At 37.0% G+C, this 20,093-nt stretch carries 19 protein-coding genes, 1 tRNA gene and 2 pseudogenes; 13 read left to right on the top strand and 9 right to left on the bottom strand.

Annotation, left to right across the window (positions count from 1 at the left end):
• Positions 1 to 58: 58 nt before the first annotated feature.
• Genes U5B17_RS08330 through U5B17_RS08310 form a run of 5 tightly spaced genes read left to right on the top strand, consistent with a single transcriptional unit; the run spans position 59 to position 4,152 of the window.
• Complete coding sequence (locus U5B17_RS08330; RefSeq protein WP_430804885.1) at positions 59 to 292, top strand: FeoA family protein; 234 nt, start codon at positions 59 to 61, stop codon at positions 290 to 292.
• A complete protein-coding gene (gene feoB / locus U5B17_RS08325; RefSeq protein ID WP_430804884.1) occupies positions 277 to 2,808 on the top strand; it encodes a ferrous iron transport protein B in 2,532 nt (843 codons plus the stop codon). Before U5B17_RS08330 ends, feoB begins: the two co-directional genes overlap by 16 nt.
• A 14-nt stretch (positions 2,809 to 2,822) precedes the next feature.
• The gene (locus U5B17_RS08320; RefSeq protein WP_230057486.1) at positions 2,823 to 3,131 is read left to right on the top strand and encodes a hypothetical protein; all 309 of its coding nucleotides are present in this window, start codon (positions 2,823 to 2,825) and stop codon (positions 3,129 to 3,131) included.
• Positions 3,132 to 3,140: 9 nt separating this feature from the next.
• Positions 3,141 to 3,959 (top strand): DUF4198 domain-containing protein, encoded by an 819-nt coding sequence (locus U5B17_RS08315; protein WP_430804883.1) that lies wholly within the window; start codon positions 3,141 to 3,143, stop codon positions 3,957 to 3,959.
• 52 nt (positions 3,960 to 4,011) lie between these two features.
• Positions 4,012 to 4,152 carry a hypothetical protein gene (locus U5B17_RS08310; RefSeq protein ID WP_430804882.1) on the top strand — a complete coding sequence of 47 codons (141 nt, stop codon included), beginning with the start codon at positions 4,012 to 4,014 and terminating at the stop codon, positions 4,150 to 4,152.
• A gap of 71 nt (positions 4,153 to 4,223) precedes the next feature.
• On the opposite strand, the gene U5B17_RS08305 is transcribed toward U5B17_RS08310, so the two are convergent.
• The 3 genes and pseudogenes from U5B17_RS08305 to U5B17_RS08295 form a co-directional block, all read right to left on the bottom strand.
• A complete protein-coding gene (locus U5B17_RS08305) occupies positions 4,224 to 4,811 on the bottom strand; it encodes a DUF2179 domain-containing protein (protein ID WP_430804881.1) in 588 nt (195 codons plus the stop codon).
• Positions 4,812 to 5,102: 291 nt separating this feature from the next.
• Positions 5,103 to 5,229, bottom strand: a pseudogene (locus U5B17_RS08300) (methyl-accepting chemotaxis protein); the annotation flags it as partial.
• Positions 5,230 to 5,611: 382 nt separating this feature from the next.
• Positions 5,612 to 5,699 (bottom strand) — tRNA-Ser (locus U5B17_RS08295).
• Positions 5,700 to 5,818: 119 nt separating this feature from the next.
• Here U5B17_RS08295 and U5B17_RS08290 point away from each other — a divergent pair.
• Positions 5,819 to 7,114 carry an NnrS family protein gene (locus U5B17_RS08290; protein ID WP_430804880.1) on the top strand — a complete coding sequence of 432 codons (1,296 nt, stop codon included), beginning with the start codon at positions 5,819 to 5,821 and terminating at the stop codon, positions 7,112 to 7,114.
• Here U5B17_RS08290 and U5B17_RS08285 read toward each other — a convergent pair.
• Both U5B17_RS08285 and thiM read right to left on the bottom strand, forming a co-directional pair.
• Positions 7,111 to 7,236, bottom strand: a complete 126-nt coding sequence (locus U5B17_RS08285) for a hypothetical protein (protein WP_430804879.1) — start codon at positions 7,234 to 7,236, stop codon at positions 7,111 to 7,113. The genes U5B17_RS08290 and U5B17_RS08285 overlap by 4 nt on opposite strands.
• A 55-nt stretch (positions 7,237 to 7,291) precedes the next feature.
• A complete protein-coding gene (gene thiM, locus U5B17_RS08280; protein ID WP_430804878.1) occupies positions 7,292 to 7,921 on the bottom strand; it encodes a hydroxyethylthiazole kinase in 630 nt (209 codons plus the stop codon).
• Between the two features lie 99 nt (positions 7,922 to 8,020).
• Here thiM and U5B17_RS08275 point away from each other — a divergent pair, with 99 nt between their 5' ends.
• The 3 genes from U5B17_RS08275 to U5B17_RS08265 all read left to right on the top strand — a co-directional run bounded on the left by U5B17_RS08275 (position 8,021) and on the right by U5B17_RS08265 (position 10,250).
• Positions 8,021 to 9,352 (top strand): hemolysin family protein, encoded by a 1,332-nt coding sequence (locus tag U5B17_RS08275; protein WP_430804877.1) that lies wholly within the window; start codon positions 8,021 to 8,023, stop codon positions 9,350 to 9,352.
• 108 nt (positions 9,353 to 9,460) lie between these two features.
• Positions 9,461 to 9,865, top strand: coding sequence for a YegJ family protein (locus U5B17_RS08270; protein ID WP_430804876.1), 405 nt, complete (start codon positions 9,461 to 9,463; stop codon positions 9,863 to 9,865).
• Positions 9,858 to 10,250 (top strand): DUF2314 domain-containing protein, encoded by a 393-nt coding sequence (locus U5B17_RS08265; RefSeq protein ID WP_430804875.1) that lies wholly within the window; start codon positions 9,858 to 9,860, stop codon positions 10,248 to 10,250. Before U5B17_RS08270 ends, U5B17_RS08265 begins: the two co-directional genes overlap by 8 nt.
• Before the next feature lie 359 nt (positions 10,251 to 10,609).
• Here the strand turns inward: U5B17_RS08265 and U5B17_RS08260 are convergent.
• Together U5B17_RS08260 and U5B17_RS08255 are read right to left on the bottom strand one after the other, a co-directional pair.
• Positions 10,610 to 10,944 (bottom strand): annotated as a pseudogene (locus U5B17_RS08260) (DIP1984 family protein).
• Positions 10,945 to 11,176: 232 nt separating this feature from the next.
• The gene (locus U5B17_RS08255; RefSeq protein WP_430804874.1) at positions 11,177 to 13,435 is read right to left on the bottom strand and encodes an autotransporter outer membrane beta-barrel domain-containing protein; all 2,259 of its coding nucleotides are present in this window, start codon (positions 13,433 to 13,435) and stop codon (positions 11,177 to 11,179) included.
• A gap of 175 nt (positions 13,436 to 13,610) precedes the next feature.
• On the opposite strand from U5B17_RS08255, the gene U5B17_RS08250 reads away from it, so the two are divergent.
• Positions 13,611 to 14,456 (top strand): fumarate hydratase, encoded by an 846-nt coding sequence (locus tag U5B17_RS08250; protein WP_430804873.1) that lies wholly within the window; start codon positions 13,611 to 13,613, stop codon positions 14,454 to 14,456.
• Positions 14,457 to 14,500: 44 nt separating this feature from the next.
• Positions 14,501 to 15,082: a Fe-S-containing hydro-lyase gene (locus U5B17_RS08245; RefSeq protein ID WP_430804901.1), complete on the top strand. Its 582-nt coding sequence runs from the start codon at positions 14,501 to 14,503 to the stop codon at positions 15,080 to 15,082.
• Between the two features lie 148 nt (positions 15,083 to 15,230).
• On the opposite strand, the gene cheQ is transcribed toward U5B17_RS08245, so the two are convergent.
• Positions 15,231 to 15,704, bottom strand: a complete 474-nt coding sequence (gene cheQ, locus U5B17_RS08240; protein WP_430804872.1) for a cheVAW transcriptional regulator CheQ — start codon at positions 15,702 to 15,704, stop codon at positions 15,231 to 15,233.
• Positions 15,701 to 15,931: a DUF2798 domain-containing protein gene (locus tag U5B17_RS08235; protein WP_430804871.1), complete on the bottom strand. Its 231-nt coding sequence runs from the start codon at positions 15,929 to 15,931 to the stop codon at positions 15,701 to 15,703. Before U5B17_RS08235 ends, cheQ begins: the two co-directional genes overlap by 4 nt.
• 88 nt (positions 15,932 to 16,019) lie before the next feature.
• Here U5B17_RS08235 and U5B17_RS08230 point away from each other — a divergent pair, with 88 nt between their 5' ends.
• On the top strand, positions 16,020 to 19,676 hold the full coding sequence (locus tag U5B17_RS08230) for a DUF748 domain-containing protein (RefSeq protein WP_430804870.1): 3,657 nt from the start codon (positions 16,020 to 16,022) through the stop codon (positions 19,674 to 19,676).
• Between the two features lie 30 nt (positions 19,677 to 19,706).
• Positions 19,707 to 20,081 (top strand): RidA family protein, encoded by a 375-nt coding sequence (locus U5B17_RS08225; protein ID WP_430804869.1) that lies wholly within the window; start codon positions 19,707 to 19,709, stop codon positions 20,079 to 20,081.
• The last annotated feature ends 12 nt before the right edge of the window (positions 20,082 to 20,093 follow it).

Raw genomic sequence — 20,093 nt, 5'->3', positions numbered from 1 at the left:
TAAAAAATAAGTGTATATAATTTAATATTTAGTAATAATTATCAAAATAAGGCAAAAAATGAATTTGGATGAGGTTTTATCAGGTCAAACTTGTAAAATTTTATCGGTAAATGCCGATGCTAAATTACTTCAAAAGCTCCTAGATATGGGCTTTGTACCAGGTGCGCGAATAGAAGTTGTAAGAGAAGCACCCTTTAAAGATCCGATGGAGCTAAAAATTCATAACTATCTAATCTCTCTGCGAAAAAGCGAAGCAATGCTGATAAAGGTTGAGCCATGCCAAAACAGATAAAAGTCGCGCTTGCAGGTCAGCCAAACTGCGGTAAATCAACTATTTTTAACATGATCAGTGGTATCTGCCAGCACATCGCAAACTACCCAGGCGTAACAGTCGATAAAAAGTCAGGCTACTTTGGTATAGGCGATATGGATGTTGAGATGGTCGATCTGCCAGGGACCTACTCGTTTAGCTCTTATTCGCTTGAAGAGCGCGTGGCGAAGGAATTTATCCTTAATGAAAAGCCAGATATTATCTTAAATGTAGTAGATGCATCAAATTTAAAGCGAAATTTATACCTAACATTTCAGTTACTTGAGATAGGCGTGCCAGTCGTGGTAGTGCTAAACATGTGTGATGTTGCCAAGGGGCGCGGTATCATCATCGATAGCACAAAGATGAGTGAGTTTTTGGGATGTCCTGTTATAGAGGCGGTTGGCGCAAAGGGACAAGGCAAGGAAGCGATAATTGAAGTTTTAAGAAATATTAAAGATTTAAAGCAAAACTATGCTGAATTTAGAGCTGATTATGATGCTTTAGAAAGTTTTATAAATGAGCTAGAACCACAGATAAGCACAGATAGTTTTGAAAATTTAAGCAAACGCTGGCTTTGTATAAAGGCACTTGAGGGCGATATCAGCGTTATAGAGAGCTTAAGGGATAAAAATGAAAATTTAAGCTTGCTACTAGAGAGCGCAAAACAGAGATTTAAACAAGAATTTGACAAAGACATCGGCTCTTTTTTAGCTGCATTTCGTTACGAAAATGCTGACATCATCTTTCATAAGTGCGTTAGCGAAACTAAAAAAGGTGTACCAACTACGACAGATAGGGTAGATGCTCTTGTGCTAAATAAATGGCTAAGCTTTCCTGTCTTGCTGCTTATCGTTTTTATGATATATGAGCTTAGTATAGTTTTTGGCTATCATCTTACAAACTACACTTGGCCGCTTCTTGCGATGATTAAAAATTTTGTCATTGATATAAGTCCAGCCGCTAACATAGCCCAAGTGCCGATGATAACTGATATGGCGATATGGATAACAAACTCAACCATCGCTTTACTAAACTACCTGCCGATATTTTTCATACTTTTTGCTTTGATAGCTATACTTGAAGATGTGGGATACATGCCTAGAATGGCGTTTATATTAGATAAGCTATTTCGTAAATTTGGACTTCACGGACAAAGCACTCTGCCACTTGTGCTAGGTGGAGCGTTTGTCGGAGGGTGCGCGGTGCCTGGGGTTATGAGTACAAAAGGCATAGCCGATGATAGAGCTAGGATGGCTACTATCCTTACAGTCCCTCTTATGAACTGCCTTGCTAAAGTGCCATTTTACACGCTTTTACTTGGTGCATTTTTCCCAACGCAAATGAGCATAATGCTTTTTTACATCTCGACCGTTACAGTGCTAGCAGCACTTTTGATAGCTAAATTTCTAACTGCAACTATCTTAAAAACACGTGAAACTGCGCCGTTTGTGATGGAGTTGCCGCCTTATCACATGCCTACATTTAAGGGTGTGATCTTAAGAGCTTGTGAGCGTGTTTGGACATATATAAAAAAGGTTTGCACTATCGTTATAGCTGTGGCTGTGATACTTTTTGTATTGCTTCAGTTTCCTGGTCTTTCGCAAGAAAAGATAGAGTATTATGCTAAGCAAGAGCAAGTTTTGCTTGATAAATTTAATAAAGCTGCTTCAAAATCAGCTTATTTTTCAGTCGTAGATAGCCGTGAAAAAGTAGCTGAGCTGTTAAATTTTTATGATGGATATAGAGCCAAGAAAATGAGTGGCGCAAGCAGCGTTGATGAGGCGTATCAGGCAAAAAATCCCGAGTATTTTAGATTTGTAATGCCAAAAGCTGATAAAGAGGCAAAGATAATAAACAGCGAACTTCGCAAACTCTCAACTGGACGAAATAAAATTTTACGCGAACAAAAAAATGACAAGATAGAAAGTTCGCTACTTGGCATGGCAGGCAGAGCGCTAGAGCCTATCTCGCAATATGCAGGCTTTGACTGGAAGATAAATGTCGCGTTTTTAAGCTCATTTGCGGCTCGTGAGAGCGCCGTGGCAACGCTTGGAAGCATCTATGAGTCAAACAAAGATGTAAGCTCTATAAAAGCTGCTGATGATAACGCAACCGCTCAAAGCGATGCTACGACTTTAGCCGATGAAAGTAGCGTGCGCCCTGAAGAGCTAATGGCTAAAAATAGCGGATATACGCCACTACATGCTGCTTCTATCATCATCTTTATGTTGCTTACCCCACCTTGTATAGCCACGATGATAGTTGTAAAAATGCAGGCAAACAGCTGGGCGTGGATGGCGTTTGGTATATTTTTTCCGTTTGCTTTGGCGCTCTTTGTTTCAACAGTATTTTTTACAAGCTCGCAAATTTTAGGGATTGATGGGCTTACGGCGATGAGTGTGTATTATTTTATGCTTCTTTTTGCTGTTTTATTCTTATGGTTTTTGCCTGAAAAAAAACGCAACTGGAGCGGCGGAATCGTAAATAAATCTTAATAAAAGGAGAGAGAATGAAAAAAATTTTATTTTCATCAGCATTAGTTGCTCTTATGAGCCAAGCAGCATTTGCGCATACAGCGCTTATGAGTTGCTTTGACAATGGAGATAAGACCATCACTTGCGAGGCTGGATTTAGCGATGGCTCAAGCGCAAGTGGCGTTGAGTTTAAAGTGCTTCAAGGCGATAAAGTTATCGTAGAGGGCAAATTTGATAAAGACAGCACATTTACATTTGACCAGCCAGAGGGCGAATATAAGGCAAGAATGTTTGCTGGCGAGGGGCATGAAGTAATAATCCAATCAAAAGATATAGCAAAGTAAGGAGCTAAAATGAAAAAAATTCTAATCTCATCAATAGTTGCAGCAGCTTTTGCAAGCTCTGCTATGGCGCACTTTCAAATGCTTTATACACCAGAATCAGCACTAGAAAAAGGTGGCGAAATCCCACTTAAGCTAGTTTTTACTCATCCATTTGCTGATGAACATACGATGGATATGGGCTTGCAAGAGGATAAGAGTAGAGCTGGCGTGGTCGATTTTTACGCTATTCACAAAGAGAAAAAAACTGATCTAAAAGCAACATTAAAAGATGCGAAATTTACAGGTAGCCACAACGCTGGTATGGGATATGAAACTGCTTACAAGGCTCGCAGCATGGGCGATCATGTCTTTGTTTTGACACCTGCGCCTTACTATGAAGCAAATGAAGGTGCGTATATCCAACAGATTACAAAAACTATTGTAAATGTCGCTGGAGCGCCTACGGATTGGGATGCTGAGCTAGGTCTAAAGGCTGAAATCGTACCACTAGCTAAGCCTTACTCTATCTGGGCTGGAAGCACATTTACAGGTATCGTAAAATCAGCTGGCAAACCAGTACCGTTTGCTGAGATCGAGGTTGAATACCTAAATCACGACCTAAATGTTAAAACAAATACGACTAACAAAAAAGGCAAGGTCGATGCTCCACAAGATAGCTTTGTAACGCTAACGATTAAGGCAAATGAGCATGGCGAATTTACATTTGGCATACCAAAAGCTGGTTGGTGGGGATTTGCTGCACTTGGCGTAGGTCCTGACACTGAGTATAAAGGCAAAGAGCTAAGCCAAGATGCTGTCATCTGGGTTCAAGCAAAAGATATGAAATAATATTTTTGGGCGAGTTTTCGCCCAAAATCCTTGTAAGTTTAAAGGAAAAGATATGAGTTTATATGAAACTTTAGGTTTGGTTGCTATCGGTCTTGCGGCGGCTTATTTTGTCTATGTGAAAGAATTTAAGCAAAAAGACTGCGGTTGCGGAAGCGGTAAAAACTGCCATAGCAAAACAAAGCAATATAAATAATTTTGGCTGTAACTAGCCAAAATTTCTATAAATTTTTAACCCTTAAAGAGACTCAAGAAATTTAACTTTAGCTACTTTATATCATCTTCTTTTATTTTTAGAATATTCTTTCGTTTGATATCATATGTAACAGGCATATTTGCTGCGCTTGTATTAACATAGCGCATATCACTTACAGAATAAACAGCCCAAGGATTGTGCTTTTTTATGATGGGAATGATCTTTGAAACATCGCTTCTTTTGATGATAGTTACTAGGATACTAACATTGCCATCATTTCCCACCGCGTCAGTTTGTGTGACCCAGTATCCGCAATCTCTTAGTATCTTTGCAAGGATATTTGCATCTGTTTTTGTTACGATATTTACCATGACATTGCCAAGAGCTAGTTTGTTTTCTAGCCAAATTCCTAGGAAATTTCCTAATGCAAAACCGAGCGCATAGGCGATATAGTTTTGCCAGTGATCAAGGTGTTGCATGACTTGAGTTATGGCTACAAGCCAGACCATTATTTCAAAAAAGCCTAGGATCGGAGCCAAATATTTTTGTCCTTTTGAAACAAAAATAATACGGATCGTGCCAAGCGTAACATCTGTAATACGCGCTAAACAAATAAGAGCTGGGATGCCTATAAGTGTAAAAATTTCATTGCTTTGCATATTTTTTCCTTACGGCTTATGATAGCTAAAAAATACTAGTTTTTCAATTTATTTTTACGATTAGTTTGGATTTTGGAATTAAACCGACAGCAGAGCCGACTGTCGCCGTGATGCTTTATGAATATTTAGTAGGTGTTTTTAGAATTTATTCTTACTATACTTCTACAATGCTTTTAGCCATAGCATCAACCTCGCTTACACCCTGATTTATCATATTAATTGCTTCACTTTGCTCTCTTATGCTCTCACTCATCTCATTGATTGATTGAGCTAAGACATTAGTATTTGCTTCTATCTCACCAAGAGACTTTTGAGTTCTTTCAGCTAGTTTTCTAACCTCATCAGCAACAACAGCAAATCCTCTACCATGTTCACCTGCTCTAGCAGCTTCTATAGCAGCATTTAGTGCTAGTAGGTCTATGATATAAACAAGGATGAGAATTTTGCTTACGAAAGAGAGCTTTTAAAGCACGAGCAATAGCGTGACATAGCTATGTAAAAGCTTGAAGAAAATAGTAAGAAAGTTATAGATAATATGGTTTAGCGGCTAGAAAATTTAACCCAGCTTTATAAGATTAACATTTTTATCAAATTATAAGTGCGCTTATTCTTTTTCTTTGCCTATGATTGCCGTTTTCAATCTTTAAATTGTATCACTTGATGAAATTTTGATAGCGATACAAAAAATGATACAAATATTTTTTTAATCTCCATTAAAACAGTAATATAGAGTAAAGGCTGTATCTTAGGAGTTATTAGGAAGTTTTTAAGAAAAGAAAGTAAATTAAGAAAGGGGTAAATGGCGGATAGAGAGAGATTCGAACTCTCGGTGAGTTGCCCCACACACGCGTTCCAGGCGTGCTCCTTAAACCACTCGGACATCTACCCAAACTATAAATTATACAAATTTTCATCTTAAAAACTATGTAAATTTCTTGTGCTTCATCAATGTAAAAGTAAATTTTTCACGCTAAAATAAGGCAAAATAAATAAATTTCGGAGCAAATATGTTTAAACCATCAGGGCGAAATACCATATTTTCTAGCCAAAAACCACCACAAAGCCAAGTGCTAAAATTTTCACCAGCACCAGCACCCATGCCATCCAAAGGTCGATTTGCCACTTGGTATGAGCGGTTTTGCGCACAACCACACCAGCCACTTTTTGTAAGCGGTATGCTTGGACTCATTGCCTTTACATTTTTGCTTCTTGGCGTTTATACAGGTACCTTAAGTGTCGGTCATAGCGTGATAGACTTTCATGCATACGCCTTTGTTTTTATTGTTTTTATACAGTTTTTTCTTGGCTTTTTATTTGTGGTTTTTCCAAAATTTTTAGTCCAAGCCCAGATACCATCGCGTATTTATATGCGTCATTTTTTTGCTTATGCTGTTAGTACTGTTGGTGTTTTGATGGCTTTCTTGTTTGGTTTTAATGCACAAATTTTTATGATTTTAAACTTAGTAGCACAAATTTTTAGCTTTTTCTTACTTTTTAATATCCACAAAAAGTCACTTTTAAAAGATAAACATGATACTTTTTGGGTGTTGGTCGGGCTTGCTAGTGGGCTAATATTTCATGCTTTGTTTTTGCTGGCTAAGTTTGGCGTAGGATCTGAGCTTTTTGCGATATATGGGGGATTTTATCTATTTTTGTTTGTTGTGGTTTATGCGGTTTCACAGCGTATGATACCATTTTTTACATCGATTAAAGTGCAAGGCTATGCCATAAAGCGCACAAAAAAATTTATGTCTATTTTATATGTGTTGCTGTTTTTGCATGTTTTGGGGCTTAGTTTTTTTGGGGCAAAAATTTTACTTTTAACTAGCTTTTTGCTCTTTGTACTTTTTGCTAGGGAGTTTTGTATTTGGAAGCTTCCACTTTTTAGCTCACCAGCGATACTTTGGGTACTTTATGTCTCTTTGTATTGGATACCGATAGGCTTTTTTATCTCATTTTTAGACAGCTTAAGCGAAATTTTAAATCTTGGCTTAATGTTTGAAAAAAGTGCATTGCATGCCTTTGCTATTGGATACTTTTTAACGATACTAATAGGCTTTGGTACTCGTGTTACCCTTGGGCATTCAGGGCAAACTCCGCATGCTTCGGGCTTTGCTACGACCATATTTGTTTTTGTTGGGGTTGTGTCTTTTGCACGCTTGTTTGCAGGAGTTAGTCTAAATTTTGAGCTTGATTATATATTTTTTATCAATTTAAGTGCATTTTTGCTAGCACTTGGGCTTATCATCTGGTCTTGTAAATATCTAGTGATACTGGCAAAAGGATTTAAGCCACCGCACTAATGGCTTAAAATTTTTGCCCGTTTATTTAGGATATCATCATCTATAAAGCTTAGCGCGTCGATAAAATTTATTCTAAAGGTAGCGTTTGCTGCGTTATTAGCGATGGTTTTTTCGGCTGCCATTTCACCACTTATGCCAAAGATGCATACTGCCTTTAGTGCAGATTCAAATTTATCATCACTTGCGCCTAAAAAAAGCCGCCATCACTGCACCTAACATACATCCACTACCAGTTATATTTGCCATCATGGTACTGCCGTTATTGCAAAGTTTTGTCTGCTTTTCATCTATTATGATGTCAGTCTTTCCAGAAACAGCGACTACGCAGTTATATTTTTTTGCTAAAATTTTAGCCGCATTTATATGCTCGAGTATATCTTTTTCAAGCTCATTTTTGCTAGCATCAACACCCCTTGCCCCGCCAGTTTTGTTAGCTAAGAAGCTTATCTCAGAAGCATTTGCACGAATAAGAGTAAAATTTACTTGCTCTAAAAGCCTAAATGCTGTCTCATTGCGAAGTGTGCTAGCGCCGACTCCAACTGGATCAAAAACTATGGGTATCTTAAGCTCATTTGCTTTTTTTGCTGATTTTATCATAGATGATATAGTGCGGGAATTTAGAGTTCCTATGTTTATAAGCAAGGCATTTGAGATAGCTGTTATTTCATCAACTTCGCTCTCATCATCTGCCATCACTGGCGAAGCACCAACAGAAAGTAGTGCATTTGCGACATCGTTTACAGTTACATAGTTTGTTATACAATGCACAAGGGGGCGTTTTTGGCGTAAATGTTGTAAAATTTTCATATTTTTACCTTATTTTTTCGTCAATTTTAACAAAAATTTTAAAAAAATTAGCTTTTATGATATAATGAGCGTTTAAATTTTAAACTTTAAGGATTTTAATTGCACCCCAGTAGCGACAACTCGCTTTTTATGATCGCACTTGCGATATTTTTTGTTTTATTAAACGCCTTCTTTGTTCTTTCTGAATTTGCTATCGTAAAGGTTCGTAAGTCGCGCCTTGAAGAGCTTATAAAAGAGAAAGTACCAAATTCACAGCTTGCATATGATATCTCAAACCGCCTTGACACATATCTTAGTGCTACTCAGCTTGGCATAACACTAAGCTCTCTGGCTCTTGGCTGGATAGGTGAGCCAGCGGTAGCAAGACTCATTCAAGAGCCATTGGCTAAATATTTTGAAGCAAATGCTATTGTGGTTCATAGTGTTTCATTTGCCATTGCATTTACCATTATAACGCTACTTCATGTTGTTATAGGTGAGCTGATACCAAAATCTGTTGCGATAGCAAAAGCTGAAAAATCAGTCCTTAAAATCGCACGCCCATTACATATTTTCTGGGTACTTCTTTCACCAGTTATTCGTATGTTTGATTTTTTAGCTTCGATAGGGCTAAAAATGCTTGGTATAGCGCCTGCTAAAGAGAGCGATCTTGCACACTCTGAAGAGGAGATAAAGATAATTGTTGGTGAGAGCTTGAAGGGCGGAGTGCTTGATGACTTTGAGACAGAGATTATTAAAAATGCGGTCGATTTTAGTGATACGGTCGCAAAAGAGATAATGACACCACGCCGCGATATGGTTTGTATAAATAAACAAAAGAGTTTTGAAGAAAATTTAAAGCTGATTTTTGAGTCAAAATACACGCGCTATCCTTATGTGGATGGAAGCAAAGATGTTGTTTTGGGTATGATACATATACGAGATATATTGCAAATTCACTTTGGCGAAAATAAAAATAAAAGTTTTGACGGTATTGTGCGTGAATTTTTAATCGTCCCTGAAAGCCTTTCTATATCAAAGATTATTACCCTGATGAACAAAGAGCAAAAGTCAGCCGCTCTTGTTGTTGATGAGTATGGCGGAACGGCTGGAATTTTAACTATGGAAGATGTCATAGAAGAGGTTTTGGGCGATTTAAATGATGAGCATGATGATGCTAGTGAGCAGTATAAAAAGATAAATGATAATATATTTGAGTTTAATGGTCGCTATGATCTTGAGAGTGTTGAAGAGCTGCTTGGCATAAGCTTTGATGATGAGACGGATCAAGTTACGATAGGCGGCTATGTCTTTAATTTAATAGGTCGCTTGCCTGTTGCTGGGGACAGGGTCGAAGATGAACTATGCTACTACGAAGTTAGAAAGATGGATGGAGCTAGCATTTTGCGTGTAAAAGTTAGAAAAAAGCTTGAAGAGAGCGAACAAGAGTAGCTAAACTTAGGTCGGAAGCTTCTCCGACTTTTTATATTTCTGCTTTTAATTTTATAAAATTTTAAAAAACAATATAATGTTTTTTAAATTTCATAAAAAGGGATTAAAATGGCATTTTTTGAAAAAATTATTGGCAAACAAAAAGATATCGTAGATAGCAAAGAGGTCGATATGCCAGTGTTTTATGTCGCCGAGAGCAAAGACAAGATGGAGCAGTCCTTTGAGATGGCAAGAGCGACATTTGGCTACTTTTGGCGTGAGATGTTTTGGGGTATCCCAGTACTTGATATAGCATGCGTGAAGGTGCTTTTTACTCAGGAGATCAACGGCAAAGAGTATGGGGAGCATATGTGGATAAATGATATAGATTTTGACGGCGAGTTTATCACTGGCACGCTAGTAAATGGGCCAAACGATCTTATAAATATCAAAAACGGCGATAGCGTTAAGGTGCGTATCGGCGAGATTAGTGACTGGATGTTTGCTTGTGAGGGCAAGGCGTATGGTGCGTAGTGTGCATGCCATAAGAAGCGAGATGAGTGAGCAAGAAAGAGCCGAGCATGATGAGATGTGGGGCTTTGACTTTGGCGATTTTAACGATATTTTGGTCGTAAGAGAGCAAAAACAGCGCCCAGAATACCTTAAAGATCATCCGATGTGTGTAAATTCTATCAATGACTATCGTAAGTTTCTTGCTGAAAATTTAGACCAGCTAAATACGCTAAGTAGTGTTGGACTAACGATGCTTCAAGAGCTTGCGGTATCTGGGAATTTATCACTTGTTAAAGTCTGCCTTGAAATGGGAGCGGATAAAAATGTCGTTAGCAAAAGTGGCAAACTAGCGATAGACTACGCTAGTGAGCTTGGATGGGAAGAAGTAGTTAAAATTTTAAGATAACTTGGAAATTTTAGCTTTAAATTTGTAGTATCAGTGACAAAGTGGTATTAGCGATAAATTTCACCACCACTACGCCTAAATTGAGTTGGATAATCAGCACAACCCCAAACCCACCCTCGCAAATTTCTAGTGTATGGTAGTAAGTTTAAAATTAACATTGCACCTGTAAATTTAAGGGCTAAATATAACGATGCACTGCCCAAAGCGCTATGTATTTTGTGTCAAACCTGACACTGGGTTACACTCACTAAATTTGCTACCTTCGTGCTTTAAATTTTATACAAAAATTCTAAAAATTTCAGCAAAACCTTGCAAATCTCACGCTTAATTTACACTAGCTCAACGCTCCAATTGCTCTCTTACACTAGCATATCAAGCTCTCTAAGCTCACGACTAAGTTCATTTGATTTTGCTCTTAGGGCGGCGACATCAACTGAGCTTAGAAATTTGATCTCAGTTTTTGTGCTACGATTTGTCAGAGACGATGCCTCGCTGATAAACTCGTTAAGTATCGCGATCTGCTTTGAAAGACGCTCTTTTTGGCTAACATCTGCGTGATGCTAACGCCATTTATCTTGCTTTGAGCGTTGGTTATATTGATTTTAGCGATTAAATTTTCAAGCTCATTTAGGCAAGATTCAAGCTCGGCAAGTAGTGCGTTTGGATCTTCGGCTGGTTTTTCGCCCTCTTGCATTATTGCGTTTTGGCTTAGTCTGTTTGAAGCTCGGCAATCTTTGTTTGTAGATCGCCCATGATTATCAGTGCTTGCGCTAGTTTCACATCTGCTTCTCTTAAAATTTTATAATATGGCAGTTATAACATACTTTGATCGTAAAAATGTATAAGATAAAGCCTACGGAAAATTTATGCATCGTAAAGAGGCAATAAAATTTACATAAAAGTCTCCACAAGGGAGACTTTAGTATTTAGAATTTAAACTCAGCGTTTATGCCACCACTTACACCTTCTCGTTTGCCGACCATTGCTTGCAGGTTAATTTCTATATTTAATGGTTTGATAGGTGTTTGTATTTTTGTTCCAAGCTCTCCTATTGCGGTATTTCCTTTAAGTGTTGGAGATTTGATTCGCTCATTTTGAGTTAGGTTTGTAGCCTTTGCATCAGAGTTAAATTCTCGTTCAAATGCTGCACCAGCATAGCCCCAAATGCTATCATTAAAACCATTGGAATATCTTGTTCCAATTCTGGCACGCATAGAATTTGATGTGTGAAATTTTATCTTTTCGCCTATAACCTCTATTGTATCAGCACCCAATCTTGTGATAAAGAACTTGCTATATATATCTAAATTTTGATTATCATTTATCTCAAATATCTTACCAAGTCCAATATGTGCACCCATATACATCCTTGAGCTTTTAAATTCAGCCATTTGTGCCGGATTTATATCAGTGCTTTTATAATCAGAGCGTATTTTACCAGCTCTTATGCTTGCTTCCGTGTAGTAGTTATTTGTTAGATCAAATTTGGCTAGTAGACCTGCACCTATATATTTGCTTGTGCCTTTGCCATGAGCCGTTCCAGCATTACCAAAGTTATTATAGCTATCATAATTACCCACGCCATACTCTATAAATGCTCCGTAAGTTATCATATCTAGCACCTGCTTACTGATGCCTGCTACAAAATTAAAGCCTTTAACATCAACATGAGAGCCTGAATTTAGACGCACATTTGATCCGCCTATGCTACCAAAATTTGCAAGCTCTCCACCACTTATTGTGCTTGCAGTATTTGCATTCTTTATAGCTATACCACTTATCGCTTCGCTTCCTTCATTTACTATGCCGCCCATCATGGCACTTGTTTCGGCAATATTTTTTTGCTTAGGGTTATCTTGTGTTTCAGATACGACAGCTATTATTTTTTGAACAGATGGTTTTAGATTAGGTCCTTGAGGAGGTACTGCCGGAACGGCATTGTTGGTTTCTGTTTTGAGTTCAAAAGTATAAATTTTAGATACACCACTTGTCACTCTCGTTGTTTTTGCGCTTTCATTCATTGTGTTTGCCAGATTTTCTGGCGTTTCTATATTTCCTCCTTTTGGTTTTTCTATAAGGATAAATTTATCTCCAATGTTTAGCTTGGTGTTTATACCCCCACTCATCATAACACCTATTTTTGTCTTGCTTAGATCTGTTAGACCAGCATCTGTTATTTTTAATATAGATGCTTCTTTTTCTAGTTGATTTGATAGTATAAAATTTATGTACTCAAAATTTTGTATATTTTTTATCTCCAAGTCACTTACATGGTGTAAATTTAAAGTATTTCCCGAAAAGATATCTGATTTATTGCAATTGCTAGAATTGCTACAATACCCGCCATAAATAATAGTTTGATCTTTTTTTAGCATTATTTTATTCTTACTATTTTCAGGTTTTGATATGTCACCTATTGTAACCGTGTTGCCAGTTGCCCTTAAGTTTCCATCTTCTATTCTGCTACCAAATATTGAACCATCTATTTTGGCTGTATTTTTGATGGTTACTTTGTTATTGTAAGCGGATCTATTTTTATCGTTATGGGCACCAGCTATGAAACCTTTTATTGTTCCGTTAGATATTATAACTTCATTTTGATATAAATCACCTCCATGTTCAGTTGTAGGGTTTGTGCTAGCGCCAATAGCGTTGGTAATTTCCCCTCCTGTTATTTCTACTGTATTCTTATAAGCTGTATTTGTATCAACTCCTGAAATTTGGGCCCCATACACGACATCCACAGTGCCGCCTTTTATTTCTACCTTATTTTCATAAGCATTGTTGTAGTTTGAGAAACCTCCCGTTAATGTTTTTATTGTACCATTTTCTATAATTGCTGTATTTCTATAAGCCTTGCCAGATGATGATATGGCAGCATATGTAAAACCATTAGCTTGACCATTTATCATAATAAACTTATTATCGTAAACATCTTGATCGTTTTCTTCTGTTCCAAAAACATCTTGAGGATTTACTATGCTTGATCCTGCAAATGGACTATAGTCAAAAGTTAATTTATTATTGTTTGTTCCAGAAAATTGAAAATCCTTTAAATTGGTACCCAATGATGTTGAGGTTTTTAGGTATCTTGATGCCTCCCCTGTATCCTCCCCTTTGTATGTAAATTCTTTTGCGTTTAACGCACAACAGAGGGCTATACTAAGTATAATTGTTTGCTTCATGTGCAGTTATGTCTCCTTTATCATATGTAACTTTAATGTAAGTATAATCAATATTAGATTATACTTACATTAAACAGTAACATTAAAGACGAGTAAATTACTTAGATATGTTTGTCTGTTTAACTTAAAATTTATTTTTTAGGTATATAATAAAAATAAATTTTAAGGAGGCAAAATGAGAATAGTTCAAGCTTCACAAATCACAGATGTCGTAAGCGAGCTTTGCAAGGAGGCCTGTTATGTCGTTACGCCAGATATGCGCGCGGCATTTATTAAGGCACAAAATTCTGAGCGTTCGCCACTTGGCAAGGACATCATAGGTAAAATTTTACAAAACGCAGACCTAGCCCAACAGCGCGTAGCACCGATATGTCAAGATACTGGTATGGCGGTTGTTTTTGTAGATCTTGGGCAGGATGTACATATTGAGGGCGGATTTATCGAAGATGCGATAAATGAGGGCGTTGCTAAGGGCTATGTCGATGGCTACTTGAGAAAATCGGTCGTAAATGATCCCGTTTTTGATCGCAAAAATACTCAAAACAACACCCCCGCGGTTATAAATTTACGCATCGTAAAAGGCGATAAAATCCACATAAAAGTCGCTCCAAAAGGCTTTGGTAGCGAAAATAAATCGATTTTAAAAATGCTAGTGCCAGCCGATGGGCTCGAAGGCGTTAAAAAAGTGTTTTTAGAAGCGGTAAAACTTGCTGGACCAAACGCTTGTCCGCCACTTGTTATCGGTGTTGGTATTGGTGGAACGATGGATAAAGCAGCTCTTATGGCAAAATATGCAGCTGCTAGAAATGCTGACAGCCGCAATCCTGACCCACGCTATGCACAGCTTGAAGATGAGCTTTTGCAAATGGCATGCCAGACTGGCGTAGGACCGCAGGGACTGGGTGGAGATAGCACGGCTGTAAAGGTAAATATCGAGTGGTATCCGACGCATATCGCAGGACTTCCTGTGGCGATAAATATAAACTGCCACGCAGCACGCCACTCTGAGGCTGAAATTTAGGGATTATAAAGCATTTTATGCCAAGGCGAGATCATCGCCGTTATATGAAATTTAAAAGGAAAAATATGTCAGAGATCAAAAAAATCACCGCACCATTTGATAAAAATGTCGTAAAAAGCCTAAAAGCAGGGGACAATGTCTTAATCTCAGGCACCATCATCGCTGCTCGCGACGCCGCCCATAAAGCACTTACTGAAACACTAGCAAGGGGCGAGAGTCTGCCTGTAAATTTAGCTGGCGAAACCATCTACTATCTTGGACCAAGCCCAGCCAAACCAGGCGATGTCATCGGTGCAGCAGGACCAACGACAAGTGGTAGGATGGACAAATATACCCCAACGATGATAAACGAAGTTGGCATCAACGGCATGATTGGCAAGGGTTATCGTAGCGAAGCAGTCGTAGAAGCTATGAAAAAATCAGGTTGTGCCTATATGGTTGCTATCGGTGGAGCTGGGGCACTTATCAGTCAAAGTATTAAAAAATACGAAGTTTTGGCATATCCTGAGCTTGGTCCAGAAGCAGTCGCAAGGCTTACGATCGAGGACTTTCCAGCGATCGTGGCTATTGATAGCGAGGGAAATAACTTTTACGAAGTAGGACAGGCGCCGTATAAACAGATATAACGGCTTGCCTTTTAAGTGTCTTAAATAAGCTAAAATTTTGCCCTAGATGAGCCTTGTGTTCTATCTTGGGCGGATGTTGAACGAGCAAATAGCTTTTATCTTTGCGTTTTTGGGCATGAAAATGAGATAAATCGCTACATCTTAGAGCTTAGTAGTAGCCAAGGCACAGCGTATCGGTAAGCTTAATGCGCTTTTCAAATGGCGTTGGTGAGAAAAATTTGCATTTTTCGATGTATATGCGAAGCGAATAGTCTAGTCCGAAGTCATCATAAAATTTCTTTAAATTTATAAATTTCACACCGCAAATCTCACTAAGCTCAAACAGCTCGTAAAGTTTTGATCCGTTTGATCTGATAAGATGCGAGCTGGCAAGTCCTGTAAAGCTACAAAATGCCGATGTTAGCACAAGTCCGTTTAGATTTGTGCAGTCTTTTGCAGTGGCTGTGTAACGCTGTGGAATAGTCTTTTTATGCAAAAAAACTATGCGAGAGTTTTCAAATTTAGCTGAGATCGCGCCCCTCCAAAACAGATATGCATTGCCTGAAATTTGGGCATTTTTAGCAAACTCACAACCCAAAACATAATCATCTAAAAACTCATTTGGTGCTAAAACCAGCTTCATTTTTGCTCTTTGCAAATCATCTTTGCAAGTTTTGTAGCCAAGGGTGCGATGACTAAAATACAAGGATACGCCACGACAAATGCCTTGCCCCAGCCAGTCATCCAGATCGAGATAAAGTTAGAAATAAGCCCTAAATTTAAGAAAGTAAGAACCCCAGAGATGATAAATGACATAAAAAGTGCCATGATAAAAGCAAAAACAAACCTAAAATACCGCACAGGAAACATAAAAAAGCCTTTTTTGTGCGATTATAACATAAAATTTTATTTATTTGCCTTGCTTTGTTATAATGGCAAAAAATTATAAGGTATTATCTTGATAAATTTATATAAACAGTACAAAAAATTTTGCATTTTTTTTCTAACAGTTGTTTTTTTAATAGCATTTTATACGATTTTTGGTTTTTTTGGGGTGCCATGGATTATAAAAAGCGTTATTCCAAGTTTTTTAGCTGATAAAAATGCAACATTAATCGTAAAAGAAGTAAAATTTAATCCTTATAAATTTGAACTAAATGCTACTGATGTGAGTCTAAAAACTTATGCTGATATTTTTAGCGTAAAACAACTTGATTTTGAGCTAAATTTTTCTGAAATTTTTTCAAAAAATATAAACATCGAAGTTGTTAGACTTTTTGAGCCATATACAAATATCCAAAGAGAGGCAAATTTTACATTTAACTTTGATCCACTAGTTGTTAGTAGCGATAGCAAAAATATCGATGAAAACGATAATAAAGAGAGCTTTTTTAATTTTACTTTAAATAAATTTAAGATCATAAACGGCGATGTCCGCTATGCTGATGCAAGCCTAAAGCGCCCATTTGAAGTGAAACTAAATGATCTAAACTACGAGATAAAAAACATAAATCTTAAAGAGTATAGTATCGGTAAGCACATACTACAGACAAATTCAAATGTTCTTGAGGAGTTTGACTGGCGAGGCGGTGTGAGCTTAAATCCGCTTAAAATTTATGGCGACATCAAGCTTGGCGGCTTAAAAATGGATAAAATTTGGCAAAGCTATATGAGCGATCTTGACTTTAGTGTCACAAAAGGTACGATAGATACCACACTAAAATATAGCATAAATATCGGTGATGAGGGTGTTGGCTTAAGTTTTAATGACTCAAAAATCATGATAAAAAAGTTCAACATAAGTGAGCAAAACAGTACAATAAAGCTTGATAATCTTTCCTTTGAGGATATAAATTTTAAGGGAAATTTCAGTGGGAAAAACGATCTTAGGCTAAATATAGGGCAAGCTCTTTTTGATGGCTTTTCAAAAGATGAAATTTTACTTAAAAGTGGTGAGGTTGATAATATTTTATTTAGTCTCTTAAAAGATGAAAACTTAAGCCTTGGTGGTGAAATTTCAGAGTTAAAATTAAGTGGCATAGAGCATAATTCAAGTAGTTTTGCTAGTATCAATGAAGTTGTTTTAAATACCTTAAAGTATGATATGAACGATGTTTTTAGTGTTGATTTGGTAGATTTAAATAGTTCAGGTCTCTCCTTAAAAGATGAGCAAAATTTTGCCAATATAGATACTTTTTTAATAAAAAATGTATCAGCTAGTTTTGGGCTAGATGATAAGAAATTTATGCTTTCTTTGCCAAAAATCAGCCTAAGCAACGCCACCTTTAAAAATCCCCAAATGAGCCTAAAAAATGATATTTTTTATCTAAATAACCTTAATCTTAGCGCAAAAGATGATTTTGGTTATATGGATATTAGCGGTGATGATTTTGGCTTTAAAGGGACTAAATTCCAAGGCTTTGACTTTGATGTAACGAGTCAAGATATAGAGTTTTTAGACCTAAATCTGAGTCTAAAAAATGAGCCAAATATAACAAGCGTCATAACAAATTTATCTAACATCAAAACTAAACCAATTCAAGTAAATGTAAAAAATGAGAAGTTTGTTGTGGTTAATGATATAAGTGCAAATGGATTAAAATTTGACGGAAAAAATGCAGAGCTTGACTCTTTAATGCTAGGTAAAAGTGATATATTCTCTTCATCAAAGAGTTTTGCTGGATTTAAAAAATTAGCAGTAAATGGCTTAAATTTTGAGCTTTTACAAACAGTACTTGACATAAAAGATGTAAAATTTGACTCATTTTTTTATAATGATGAGCTAAGTAAAGATGGTGCAAAGGCTATAAACGAGCTTGCTATACTAAAATCTAACAAGAAAAATACGCCAAAAACAGTCAAAAAAGATAAAAACTATGAGACAAATTTTGTGGCAAATATAGAAAATATAGAGTTTTTAAATGCTAGCTCAAAGATCACGCAAAGTTTTACTGGTGAGACTATGAAGCATGAGATAGGGCTTAAAGGTGCGAAAATTTCAAACTTTTCAAGTGATTTAAGTAAGCCATTTGGTTTAAATTTAGCTCTAAAAACTAGTGATGATGTTACCTTGGATACAAAGGGTAAAGTGGCTATCGAGCCTTTAAATGCAGAGCTTCAAACAAAAGTTGTGGCTGGGGATTTGACAAAATTTAATGCCATTTTGAGTAAATATTTAAATGCTAGTATAGCACAAGGTGCGGCAAATTTTCAAAGCAGCGTAAAATTTGACAAGAGCTACAAGGTAAATGGAAAATTTGAGCTTAAAAATTTTATTTTAAATGATGCAAACGGCACAAAGGCGGCTGGTGTAAATGATCTTAAGATAAAAAAGATATTGCTTAATGAAAAGGGCGTAGATATTGCTGATGTTACGATAAATGAGCCTTTTGCAAAAGTGCATATTTTTAAAGATAAGAGTATAAATCTCTCTCAGCTCTCTAAGCAAAATGGCAGTAATAAGTCCGAGCAAAAAAATGAGCAAAAGACCAATAAAAAAAGTAAAGATGAATTTCAAACTAGTATAAAAAATATTAGCCTAAATAATGCAAATATCGACTTTAGCGATGATAGCTTGGTGCTTCCATTTGTTTTTGATATAAGAAATTTAAGTGCTCAGATAGATAAAGTAAGCAGTGGTGATGTTACAAATATATCTATGCAAGGTACGGTTGGAAGTGGTGGAAGTGCAAGTATTCAGAGCCGAATTGATGTGTTTGAGCCAAAGAAATTTAGCGATATAAAGCTAAAATTTAAGGATGTTGAATTAAGTGAGATAACGCCTTATAGTGCAACTTTTGTGGGGCGAAAGATAGATAGTGGGCTTATAAGTTTGTCGCTTGCTTACTTGATAAAAGATGGCAAAATGGATGGCAAAAATAATGTCGTAATCGACACAATAAAACTTGGAGAGAGCGTAGAGTCTGCAGATGCGATAATTTTGCCACTCCAGCTTGCGATATCTATTTTGCAAGATTCTAGAAACATTATCGACTTAAATTTGCCAGTTAGTGGCGATCTGGATAATCCTGAGTTTAGCTATGGAGGCATCGTTTGGCAGGCTATCGTCCAGCTTTTTAGTGATGTTGTGACCTCGCCGTTTAGACTGCTTGGGAATGTGCTTGGTATAGTAAATTCTCAGGAGCTTTCTACTGTTGATTTTAGTGCTGGCGAGAGCGAATTTATGGAGTCACAGGTAAAAAAAGTAGAGCAATTTAAGACAATAACTGAGACAAAAAAGGATATAATTTTCGTGATAAATCCATCTTATGATGAGGTGGTAGATAAGCTTGCTATTCAAAAACGCTTGTTAGATAGGGATATTGCAATGCAGGCAAATGCGCGAAATATAAGCGAAATACAAGTTATCAAAGAGCTTTCGATGCGTAAATTTAAGAGTGTTCCACAAAATGCCTATGATGAACTCATTAAGATGAGAGAAATTTCAGAAAGTGCGCTTGCAAAGCTTGCAAATGAGCGTGCAAATAGCCTAAAGCAAATGATGATAAAAACTGGAGTGCCAAGCGTTCAGGTAAAGGTTTCAGATAAGTTTCAAAAAGTCAAGGCTAAAATGGAGCTTTATGTCCCACTTCCAATAGGTATAGAAAATAGATAGTAAATTTCAGATAATTTATAAGGAGAAAATATGAAAAAAATCATACACACACGAAGCGCCCCTCAGGCTATAGGCCCATATTCGCAGGCGGTCATCGCCAATGGTTTTTTGTTTGCATCAGGACAGCTTGGTGTAACGCCAGCAGGTGAGTTTGCTGGAAAGGATATTGCAACGCAAGCAAAACAAAGCATGGAGAATGTTCGCGCGATACTAGCTGCAGCAGATATTGGTTTTGAAAATATTGTAAAAACAACGATATTTTTAGCCGATATTAATGATTTTGCGGTCGTAAATGAAATTTACGCGAGCTATTTTAGTGGAGAATTCCCTGCCAGAAGCACAGTTGCTGTAAAAACTTTACCAAAAAATGGACTTGTAGAGATTGAAGTCATAGCTCAAATTTAGTTTCTATACACT

This window comes from Campylobacter australis (genome assembly GCF_050586305.1).
Taxonomy (GTDB): domain Bacteria; phylum Campylobacterota; class Campylobacteria; order Campylobacterales; family Campylobacteraceae; genus Campylobacter_A.
The sequence above is the reverse complement of the archived record's forward strand: the minus strand, read 5'-3'. Positions and strand labels throughout refer to the sequence as shown.

Bases quoted from the DNA above. Each gene is read 5' to 3' on its own strand.
- U5B17_RS08225 (WP_430804869.1), top strand. From the start codon at position 19,707: ATGAAAAAAATCATACACACACGAAGCGCCCCTCAGGCTATAGGCCCA.
- U5B17_RS08285 (WP_430804879.1), bottom strand. From the start codon at position 7,236: ATGGCAGCCGAAAAAACCATCGCTAATAACGCAGCAAACGCTACCTTT.
- U5B17_RS08270 (WP_430804876.1), top strand. From the start codon at position 9,461: ATGGCATTTTTTGAAAAAATTATTGGCAAACAAAAAGATATCGTAGAT.
- U5B17_RS08320 (WP_230057486.1), top strand. From the start codon at position 2,823: ATGAAAAAAATTTTATTTTCATCAGCATTAGTTGCTCTTATGAGCCAA.
- U5B17_RS08235 (WP_430804871.1), bottom strand. From the start codon at position 15,931: ATGTTTCCTGTGCGGTATTTTAGGTTTGTTTTTGCTTTTATCATGGCA.
- U5B17_RS08315 (WP_430804883.1), top strand. From the start codon at position 3,141: ATGAAAAAAATTCTAATCTCATCAATAGTTGCAGCAGCTTTTGCAAGC.
- U5B17_RS08245 (WP_430804901.1), top strand. From the start codon at position 14,501: ATGAAATTTAAAAGGAAAAATATGTCAGAGATCAAAAAAATCACCGCA.
- U5B17_RS08255 (WP_430804874.1), bottom strand. From the start codon at position 13,435: ATGAAGCAAACAATTATACTTAGTATAGCCCTCTGTTGTGCGTTAAAC.
- U5B17_RS08330 (WP_430804885.1), top strand. From the start codon at position 59: ATGAATTTGGATGAGGTTTTATCAGGTCAAACTTGTAAAATTTTATCG.
- thiM (WP_430804878.1), bottom strand. From the start codon at position 7,921: ATGAAAATTTTACAACATTTACGCCAAAAACGCCCCCTTGTGCATTGT.
- cheQ (WP_430804872.1), bottom strand. From the start codon at position 15,704: ATGAAGCTGGTTTTAGCACCAAATGAGTTTTTAGATGATTATGTTTTG.
- U5B17_RS08310 (WP_430804882.1), top strand. From the start codon at position 4,012: ATGAGTTTATATGAAACTTTAGGTTTGGTTGCTATCGGTCTTGCGGCG.
- U5B17_RS08290 (WP_430804880.1), top strand. From the start codon at position 5,819: ATGTTTAAACCATCAGGGCGAAATACCATATTTTCTAGCCAAAAACCA.
- feoB (WP_430804884.1), top strand. From the start codon at position 277: ATGCCAAAACAGATAAAAGTCGCGCTTGCAGGTCAGCCAAACTGCGGT.
- U5B17_RS08250 (WP_430804873.1), top strand. From the start codon at position 13,611: ATGAGAATAGTTCAAGCTTCACAAATCACAGATGTCGTAAGCGAGCTT.
- U5B17_RS08305 (WP_430804881.1), bottom strand. From the start codon at position 4,811: ATGCAAAGCAATGAAATTTTTACACTTATAGGCATCCCAGCTCTTATT.